General features: G+C 77.4%; 10 protein-coding genes. 7 read left to right on the top strand and 3 right to left on the bottom strand.

The window, feature by feature from the left end:
• The coding region (locus tag NT8_RS25280) for a TetR/AcrR family transcriptional regulator C-terminal domain-containing protein (RefSeq protein WP_169805262.1) at positions 1–640 on the bottom strand (640 nt) is incomplete at its 3' end.
• Here NT8_RS25280 and NT8_RS25275 point away from each other — a divergent pair.
• The gene (locus NT8_RS25275) at positions 618–1,205 is read left to right on the top strand and encodes a hypothetical protein (protein WP_174549634.1); all 588 of its coding nucleotides are present in this window, start codon (positions 618–620) and stop codon (positions 1,203–1,205) included. The genes NT8_RS25280 and NT8_RS25275 overlap by 23 nt on opposite strands.
• Here NT8_RS25275 and NT8_RS25270 read toward each other — a convergent pair.
• Positions 1,202–2,008 carry a helix-turn-helix domain-containing protein gene (locus NT8_RS25270; RefSeq protein WP_067974706.1) on the bottom strand — a complete coding sequence of 269 codons (807 nt, stop codon included), beginning with the start codon at positions 2,006–2,008 and terminating at the stop codon, positions 1,202–1,204. The two genes, NT8_RS25275 and NT8_RS25270, sit on opposite strands and share 4 nt — an antisense overlap.
• Positions 2,009–2,139: 131 nt before the next feature.
• Here NT8_RS25270 and NT8_RS25265 point away from each other — a divergent pair, with 131 nt between their 5' ends.
• The 4 genes from NT8_RS25265 (at position 2,140) to NT8_RS25250 (ending at position 4,974) form a co-directional block, all read left to right on the top strand.
• Positions 2,140–2,574 (top strand): hypothetical protein, encoded by a 435-nt coding sequence (locus NT8_RS25265; protein ID WP_067974702.1) that lies wholly within the window; start codon positions 2,140–2,142, stop codon positions 2,572–2,574.
• 86 nt (positions 2,575–2,660) lie between these two features.
• Entirely contained in the window at positions 2,661–3,119 is a 459-nt protein-coding gene (locus NT8_RS25260; RefSeq protein ID WP_067974712.1) for an SgcJ/EcaC family oxidoreductase, read from the top strand.
• A gap of 216 nt (positions 3,120–3,335) precedes the next feature.
• Complete coding sequence (locus NT8_RS25255; protein WP_067974698.1) at positions 3,336–4,313, top strand: MBL fold metallo-hydrolase; 978 nt, start codon at positions 3,336–3,338, stop codon at positions 4,311–4,313.
• 67 nt (positions 4,314–4,380) lie between these two features.
• Positions 4,381–4,974, top strand: a complete 594-nt coding sequence (locus tag NT8_RS25250) for a DinB family protein (protein WP_067974695.1) — start codon at positions 4,381–4,383, stop codon at positions 4,972–4,974.
• Between the two features lie 63 nt (positions 4,975–5,037).
• On the opposite strand, the gene NT8_RS25245 is transcribed toward NT8_RS25250, so the two are convergent.
• Positions 5,038–6,489, bottom strand: coding sequence for a hypothetical protein (locus tag NT8_RS25245; protein WP_067974692.1), 1,452 nt, complete (start codon positions 6,487–6,489; stop codon positions 5,038–5,040).
• 249 nt (positions 6,490–6,738) lie between these two features.
• Between NT8_RS25245 and NT8_RS25240 the strand changes: the two genes are divergently transcribed.
• Positions 6,739–7,275 carry a hypothetical protein gene (locus tag NT8_RS25240; protein ID WP_067974689.1) on the top strand — a complete coding sequence of 179 codons (537 nt, stop codon included), beginning with the start codon at positions 6,739–6,741 and terminating at the stop codon, positions 7,273–7,275.
• 84 nt (positions 7,276–7,359) lie between these two features.
• Positions 7,360–8,334, top strand: a complete 975-nt coding sequence (locus NT8_RS25235) for a zinc-binding dehydrogenase (protein WP_067974686.1) — start codon at positions 7,360–7,362, stop codon at positions 8,332–8,334.
• Positions 8,335–8,438: the final 104 nt, after the last annotated feature.

The following is an 8,438-nucleotide window of genomic DNA, read 5'->3' as shown; positions in this document are numbered from 1 at the left end:
TCGAGGGCCCGGGGGCGACCGCCCCCGGGCCCTCGCCGTGTCCGGGGGCCCGTCCCGGGACCGGGGCCGTCAGGGGGTCGCGGTGGACCGCCCGGGGAGGCGGGCCTCGATGCCGTCGAGGAGGGTGTCGAGGCCGAAGGGCGAACGCCTGGTCCGGCCCGGCGTTGTAGCGGGCGGCCGGGGAGTCGGCGCGCCGGCGCAGGCGGGGGTAGCGCCGCGCGGTCGCGGCCGCCTCGGCGGCGGCGTCCGCCAGGGCCCGGCCCGGACCGGCGCCGCCGCGGGCCGGGCGCCGGGTCAGCGACGCGGTCGCGGAGGCGCCGACCGCGTTGCCCAGCACGTAGGTGAACACGGCGGCCGCCGCCCGGTCCGCGTCGGCGTCGGCGAACCCGGCGGCCTCGAAGGCCGCGAGGCAGCGGTCGTCGTACCGGGCCTTGCGGGGGCCGTGGCGGACGTGGGAGCCGAGGGCCTGCACGAGCCAGGGGTGGCGGCCGCACATCGCGTGCCGCCCGGTCGCCGGCCGGGTGGCCGCGGGGCGCCGGCCGTCGCGGTCGGGGTCGGGCAGGTCGATCTCGTCCCCCACCTCGTCGCCCGCCAGCGGCATCAGGCCGTCCTCTCCCATGGACACGTTCATCGCCGTCATGCACCTGCTCGTCGCCGCCGCGTTCGTGGGCATCCCGCTGGTGCGCCACCGCCACGGCCCGGCCGCGACGGTGACCGCCCACGCCGAACTGGACCGGCAGGGCGTGCGGACCACCGTCCCGGCCGAGAACGGGATGCGCTTCGACGCGGGCGGCCACGAGACCACCGTCCCCGCCTCGGTCGCCGCCGCCATGGCGGTCCTCGCCGGCCTGCACGTGGCCGGCGCCGCCTGGGCGGTCCCGCTGACCTGGGGCGCCCTGGCGCCGGTGGCCATCGGCGACTGCCTGATCATCCACAGCGACCGGACCGCGGCGGCGTCGGTCCGGGCCGCATTCCCCCGCACGGGCGACCCGGGGCCGGCCCGCGTCGACGTCCCGGCGCCCCTCGCCGCGGCCGAGCGCGGCTTCCCCGCGTGGACCTGGACGCTGGAGAAGGCCCGCCACACGACCGTGTTCGGCTCCTCCGCCCTCGCCCCACGGCCCTCGCCGTCGCGGCGCTCACCACCTGACACCGCCGCCCGCCCTCGTCCCCGCCACCGGCCCGGTGCGGGGCGGGTGTCGTTCTAGGCCAGGGCGCGCAGGGTGTCGGCGGTGAAGGCGTCCAGCGGGTAGAAGAACTCGATCGCCAGCTCCGACAGGGTCACGTCGGCGGGGGCGCCGAACGTGGCCATGGTGCTGAACATCGCCAGTTCGCCGAACGGCGTGCGCAGGCGCAGCGGCACCTCGATCGGGCTGCTCGGGGTCGGCCCGGGCGCGGGGTCGGCGGCGGGGCGGTCCGCGCCGGCGGGAACGGGGTAGCGTGCGACCTCGTCCAGCAGGGCGCGCAGCTCGGCATCGGCGGTGGCGCCGGCCTGGCGGCGCAGGCGGTCGAGGAAGAGGCCGCGCACCTCCTCCAGGTTGGCGAGGCGGGCGGCCAGGCCCTCCGGGTGCAGGACCAGGCGGAACACGTTCGGCCGCTCCCGCAGGTGCGGCGGGACGCCCTCCATGAGGACGGCCATGGCGGCGTTGCCCCGCACCACGTTCCACAGCCGGTCCACCACCACGGCCGGGTACGGCTCGTGCGCCGTCAGCATGGTCTCCAGGGCCGACCGGACCGAGGCCATGTAGGCGTCGTCGAGGGCGCTCTCGCGGTACTCGGGGGCGAACCCGCCGGCCACCAGCAGCGTGTTGCGCTCGCGCAGGGGGACGTCGAGCGTTGCCGCGAGCCGCAGCAGCATCTCGCGGCTCGGGCGCGCGCGCCCGGTCTCGACATAGGAGACGTGCCGGGCGGAGGTGTCGGCCAGCAGGGACAGGTCGAGTTGGCTGAGCCGGCGCCGCTGCCGCCAGTCGCGCAGCAGCGCCCCCACCGCCGACGGCTCCCGTGTCCCCATACCGAGGAGCATAGGACCGCCCCGGGTGGCCGCCGCCATGACCACCGAGGTTATTGAACGGCCGCCGGCCCGCTGCGATCGTCGGTGCGCGGTCCGGCCCGGCGGGGGCCGGCGACGGGGAGGGGAAGCGGATGGGTACGCCGACCGGAAGGGTGGCCGCCCCGCGCGCGGCGATCGGGGAACCGCAGGCGGGGCCGCTGCGGGCGGTCCTGCGGGTCGACGGCTGGAGCACCGCCGTCTTCGGCGTGGTCCTGCTCGCCGCCGGCGGTCCGCTCGCCGACCTGCTGGGGCTGCCGCTCGCCTGGTCCGTCCCGTTCGGCGTCGCCATGCTCGGCGGGGCCGTCGCGCTGCTGCTGATCGCCGGATACCCCGAGATCCCGGTGCGGCACGTGGCGGTGGTCGTCGCGGGCAACGCGCTCTCGGGCGCGGCCCTGGTGGTGCTGGCGTTCGCGGGGCTGATCCCGCTGAACGCCTTCGGGGTGGCGTTCCTGCTGGTCGGCGCGGCGGTGGTGGCGGTGTACGCGGCCCTGGAACTGCGTTCGCTGCGGCGCGCCGCTGCGCGGTGACCCCCGACCGGTCCGGCACCGTGCCGCCCGGGGCGGCGCACACACACGACGGCGGCCCCGCGGGGGCCGCGGAGAGGATGGCGACCATGACCACGACCACGACCGGGGACGCGTCCGCGGGGTGGGAGGCGGCGGCGCGGGACCACCTGCGCGGCCTGGTGGCGGCCCAGCAGCGGGCCTGGGCGGCGGGTGACGGGGCGGCGTTCGCCGCGACGTTCACCGAGGACGCGGACTTCGTCGCCGTCGACGGCTCGCACCTGCGCACCCGCTCCGGGATCGCCGCGAGCATGCAGGAGGGCTTCGACGGCTTCATGGCCGGCACCCGGCTGACCGACCCGCGCGAGTGGCACATCCGCTTCGCGGGCCCCGATCTGGCGGTGGTGGTCACCAGCGGGGTGTGCGTCCTGTGGCCCGGTGCCGACACCGGCCGCCCCGAAGACCTGTCCATCCAGACCCGGGTGGCCGTCCGCGGGGACGGCGGGTGGCTGTTCACCGCCTTCCAGAACGGCCGGATGCGCCCCCCGGCGCCGCCGCCCGCCCGGTAGCGGACGCGGGCGGGTCTCCGCTGCCGGTCCCCGGGGCCGGCGGTGGCGGCCGCCGGCCGGTCCGAGGCCGGCGGGGTGCCGGGCGGCGCCGCCCTCCTCCGGACGGATGTGACCGTTTCGTGACGAACCGCGCGTACGGGTGCGTGATCACAGTCCGGTGGGTGGGGCCCCGCCGCCCGTCTCGTGCGTAGATCCGATCCACAGAAATGGCACGCCATGACGACCCCTCTCCGCCCGCGCCACGCGGCCGGCCACCTCTCCCGGCGCGGCTTCGGCCGCCTCGCCGCCATCGGGATCGCCGCCGCCGGCGCGGCCGGCCTGGCCCCTTCGGCGGCGGCCGCCGCCTCCGACGGGCAGGCGTACTACGACCGCGCCCGCCTGCTCGCCGGCGACGACCCGGTCCTGAAGGCGCTCGTGTTCTCGCTGTCCCCCGACGTCGAGTTCCCCCAGGTGCCCGCCCCGGCCCCGCTGAAGCTGTTCGACGACCTCGTGCTGCTCAGCGTGGGGTTCGTGCACGCCATGGCGCTCCTCACCGACGACGGGATCGTGCTGTTCGACGCGCTGGAGGCCCCCGAGGACGCCGACGCCGTCATCGTCCCCGGGCTGCGCGCGGTGGGCGCCGACCCGGAGCAGATCAGGTACGTCGTCGTCACCCACGGGCACGGCGACCACTTCGGCTGCGCGCAACTGCTCGCCGACCGGTACGGCGCGCGCGTCATGATGTCGCCGGCCGACTGGGACCTGGTCGAGCGCACCCGGCCCGAGCACGCCCCCGCTCGGGACCTGGAGATCGCCGACGGCCAGGACCTCACGCTCGGCGGCACCACCGTCCGCCTGCACCACACGCCCGGCCACACCCCGGGCACGGTGTCGCCGATCTTCCCGGTGCGGTGGGGCGGCGAGCGCCACACGGCCATGATGTGGGGCGGCACCAACCCGCCCGGCACGGTCGCGGAGCTGCGCACCTACATCGGGTCCATCGCCCCCTTCCGGGCCGAGATGCGGGCGGCGGGGGTGGACGTGGAACTGTCCAACCACCCCAACGACTACGGCCTCCAGCGCGCCGAGCAGCTGCGGACCCGCCCCGAGGACGGCAACCCGTTCGTGCTCGGCCGGCAGCGGGCGGACCGGTACATGCGGGTCATGGACCTGATGCTGCGCGGGCGCCTCGCCGACGCCGAGGCCGCGGGCTGACCGGCGCCCGGCGCGCGCCCGATGCCCCGGGCGCGCGCCGGGCGCGCGGGGTGGGAGGGTGGCGGGCATGGACGAGGCGGAGACCAAGGCGGACCTGCTGCACCACCTCCGGGACGCCCGCGAGGCCCTGCTGTGGAAACTCGACGGGCTCGGGGAGTACGACGTCCGCCGCCCGATGACCCCCACCGGCACCAACCTGCTGGGGCTGGTCAAGCACGCCGCCGGGGTGGAGGCCGGGTACTTCGGCGCCGCGTTCGGGCGGCCCCTCCCCGACCTGCCGGACCCCTGGGCGGTGGTCGAGGACGACCCCAACGCCGACATGTGGGCCACCGCCGACGAGACGCGGGAGCACGTCATCGGCCTGTACCGCCGGGCGGGGGCGCACGCGGACGCCACCGTCGCCGCCCTCCCCCTCGCCACCGTCGGCCGCGTGGGGTGGTGGCCGCCGGAGCGGAACACGGCGACGCTGCACCGCCTCCTGGTGCGCGTCATCGCCGACACGCAGCGCCACGCCGGCCACGCCGACATCCTGCGCGAGCTGCTGGACGGGTCCGCCGGGACCCGGCCGGGCGGCGGCGACCTGCCGGCGGGCGACCGGGCGTGGTGGGCGGCGCACCGCGCCCGGGTGGAGCGTGCGGCGCGGGAGGCCGGCGGCCGCTGACCCGGGGGCGGCCCCGCCGCACCGGGGCCGCCGGGCGGCCGGGGCCGCTGCCGGGCGGCCGGGTCACTCCAGGCTGCGGATCACGTCGGCGACCGCGTCGAGGTCGGCCGGGCCGTAGCCGTCCGGGTAGGCGCCGGGGTGGCCGGCGACCGCGTCGCGGGCGGCGGCGAGCTGCTCCGGCGACGGGCTGAGCGGCTGCGCGGCCCCCGGGTACAGGGCGCGCAGCGCCTTGCCCACCGGGGTGGGCGGCAGGGTGAGTTCGCCCCAGCGGTAGTCGGGGAACGTCCGCGCCCACTTGCGCATGCGCTCCCGCTGCGGGCTCCCGCTGTCCTCCAGGTAGACGGTGCGCAGGCCGACGAGCGCCGCGTTGTCCATGCCGCCGGTCTTCTGGCCCACTTGGATCACGTCGGCGGCGGCGTCCATCCGCAGGTAGAGGTTGGTCTGCGCGGGGCGGCCCCGGCCGAGGAACGGGTTGTCGGCGGTCCGGACCGTCCAGAACTCGCCGAGGTGGACGTCGCCGTGCGGGGTCGGGCCGCCGTCGCCGGGGTCGTGGCCGATGGTGACGACGGTCCGGCCGAGCCGCCGCCCCAGCTCGACGAGCTGTGTGTTGCCGACCCGGCTCGAATCCCCCGCCGGGTTGTAGCCGCCCGGCATGCCCCCGCTGTAGCGGGACCACACCACCAGGTAGCGGCGGCGCGCGGAGAGGTCGAGGCCGAAGCGGGTGCGCAGGAACGCGTCGGCGTCGGCGTCGGCCACCGCGTCGGACCGCAGGTGGACGGCGTTGGCCGCGAAGAACTCGTGCCCGTACGCCTTCGCGGCGCGGGCCGCCAGGGTGGTGGCGCCGCCGACCCGCATCACCTTGTACTCGACCCCGGCGCCGTCGGCGCGCGTGTACGCGTAGGCGTACTGGCGGGCGTCGGGCGGGTAGAGCCGGGCGCGGCCCAGGGCCGCGTCGCCGTCGGGCTGGAGGGCGCCGAAGGAGGCGGTGATGTCGTCGGCCTCCATGGTGCGGACCCGGTCGGCGGGGTCGTCCAGGTGCAGGTAGGGCGGCAGGTCGGCGTAGTAGGGGAGGTGGCGGACCGCGTTGCGGTAGGTGTCGGCGATGCCCTTGGCGGCCGGGTCGCCCGGCCGGTGCACGAGGAGCACGTCGAGGCGGGGCTCGTGCACCATGGCGGCGGCGACGTGCGGGATGTCGCCGGTCTGGCGGGTGCTGGTGACGGCGAGGCGGCGGACCTCGTCCTCGCCGTCCTCCAGGAGGTGGTCGGCGTGCGGGTCGACCAGCAGGACGCCGCCGTCGTCCAGTTCGTCCAGGTCGACCAGGCGGGCGGCGGTCGCGGGGTCGAACACCGGGAGGAGGCCGGGGTCGTAGAGGCCCGCGGCCTTCCGCGCGTAGTCGGGGTCGCCGGTCCAGCGCGGGGTGTCGAAGCGCACCCAGTGGCCCCGGAGCGGGATGACCCCCTGGGGTTCTTCCTCGTCCTCATGGGCGTGCCCGGTGGCGTTGAGGTGGACGACCATGTCCGGCTCCCGTCCTGGCCCGCGGGGCGCCGCGGGGCGCGGCGGACGGCCGCCGGAGCCGGGGCGCGGGCGTCCGCGGTCCGGCGGCGCCGCCTGTGGGCCCTCAGGGTAGATCGACTCCCCCGGCGGCGCGGTCCGTTGTCGCGAACCGGCCGTGGCCGGGCCCGGCCAGCGCGGCGGCGGGAGGGGCGCAGGCCGCTGTCGCCCGTCGCCGCTACCCTCCCCCCACCCGACCCTTCCGGAGGCACCGTGCCCGGCACCTTCTCCCCCGTCCCCGAGCTCAACCTGCTCAAGGGGTTCTACGACACCCAGGACGACTTCTTCGCCCACGGCTTCGAGATGTACGGCTACGGGGACGGCTACTCCACCTCCGGCGGACCGGAGCCCGCCGCGCGGCTGGTCGACTTCGCGCAGGCCAACGGCAGCGGGTCGACGTACGGCCTCTGGCTCGGCGACGGGCGGGCGGACCCGGCCGGCCGGCCGGTCGTCGCCGCGGGCGACGAGGGCGGCCTGCACCTCGTCGCCCGCGACGTCCGGGAGTTCCTGGTCCTGCTCGCGTCACTGCCGGTGGACGCCGAGCCCCACATCGACTGGGCGTCGTTCGACGTCATGGAGTGCGGGTGGGCGGTCGACAACACGGCCTACCTCGCCTGGCTGGATCGGACGTTCGGGCTCGCGCCGGTCGCGGACTGGAGGTCCGTGGTCGAACGGGCACGGGCCGAATACGGCGCGGAGTGGACGGCGTGGTCGCGCCCGATCCTCCCCGACGCCGTCGGCGGGCCGTGACGCCGCTCACCTCCGGTTGACCTCAACTTGACTTCAGCTTCCACACTGGGGGCCAGCAGCGCCACCACCAGGGAAGAGGGCATCATGCGGGCGATCAACGTGCGGGAGTTCGGCGGCCCCGAGGTACTGAAGGCCGAGGAGGTGCCCGACCCGGTGGCCGGGCCGGGGCAGGTCGTGGTCGGGGTCGCGGCGGCCGACGTGATCTACCTCGACACGCTGCTGCGCGGCGGGTGGGGCGGGGAGTTCTTCCCCCTGACGCCGCCGTACGTGCCCGGCGGCGGCGGGGCGGGGCGCGTGCTCGCGGTCGGCGAGGGCGTGGACCCGGGCCGGGTCGGGCGGCACGTCGTCTTCCGGGTGCCCGTCTCGGGCGGCTACGCCGAGCGGGTCGCCGCCGACGCGGGCGACACCGTGGACGTGCCCGAGGGGGTGGCCTCGCCGGAGGCGGCGGCGATCGTGCACGACGGCGCCACCGCGCTGGGCCTGGCCCGCCTCGCCACGGTGCGGCCGGGGGCGTGGGTCCTCGTCGCGGCGGCGGCCGGCGGGGCGGGGTCGCTGCTGGTGCAGCTGCTGCGTGGCGCCGGGGCCCGGGTGGTCGCTGCGGCGCGCGGCGAGCGCAAGCTCGCCCTCGCCCGCGGCCTGGGGGCGGAGGCCGTGGTCGACTACAGCGAGGAGGGGTGGGCCGAGCGCGTGCGCGCGGCGGCCGGCGGAGCGGGGGTCGAGGCCGCGTTCGACGGCGCGGGCGGCGCGCTCGGGGAGGCGGCGTTCACGGCGGTGGCCGAGGGCGGGGTGTTCGTCACCTACGGCACCTCCGGCGGCGGGTTCGCCGGGATCGACCCGGCGGCGGCCGAGGAGCGCCGCGTGCGGGTGGTCAACGCCCTGGAGTCCGGCCCGCCCACCCAGGAGGAGGTCCGGGGGCTGCTCACCGAGGCGCTGGACCTGGTCGCCGAAGGCCGCCTGCGCCCGGTCATCGGCGCCACCTTCCCCCTCGACGCGGCCCGCGACGCCCACACCTCCCTGGAGCAGCGCCGCACGCTGGGCAAGTCCCTGCTGATCGTCTGAGAGCTGGGCCGCGCCGAGCGGCCCGGTGCAGCCCATGACCGCGCGCGGTCAGAGCCGGCCGTTGCGGCGGAGCAGGTCGACGGCGCGGACCGTGGCGTGACCCC

Source organism: Nocardiopsis trehalosi NBRC 14201 (assembly GCF_001552555.1).
Taxonomy (GTDB): Bacteria; Actinomycetota; Actinomycetes; order Streptosporangiales; family Streptosporangiaceae; genus Nocardiopsis_B; species Nocardiopsis_B trehalosi.
Note: the sequence above shows the minus strand (reverse complement) of the source record. Positions and strands in the feature narration are given on the sequence as shown.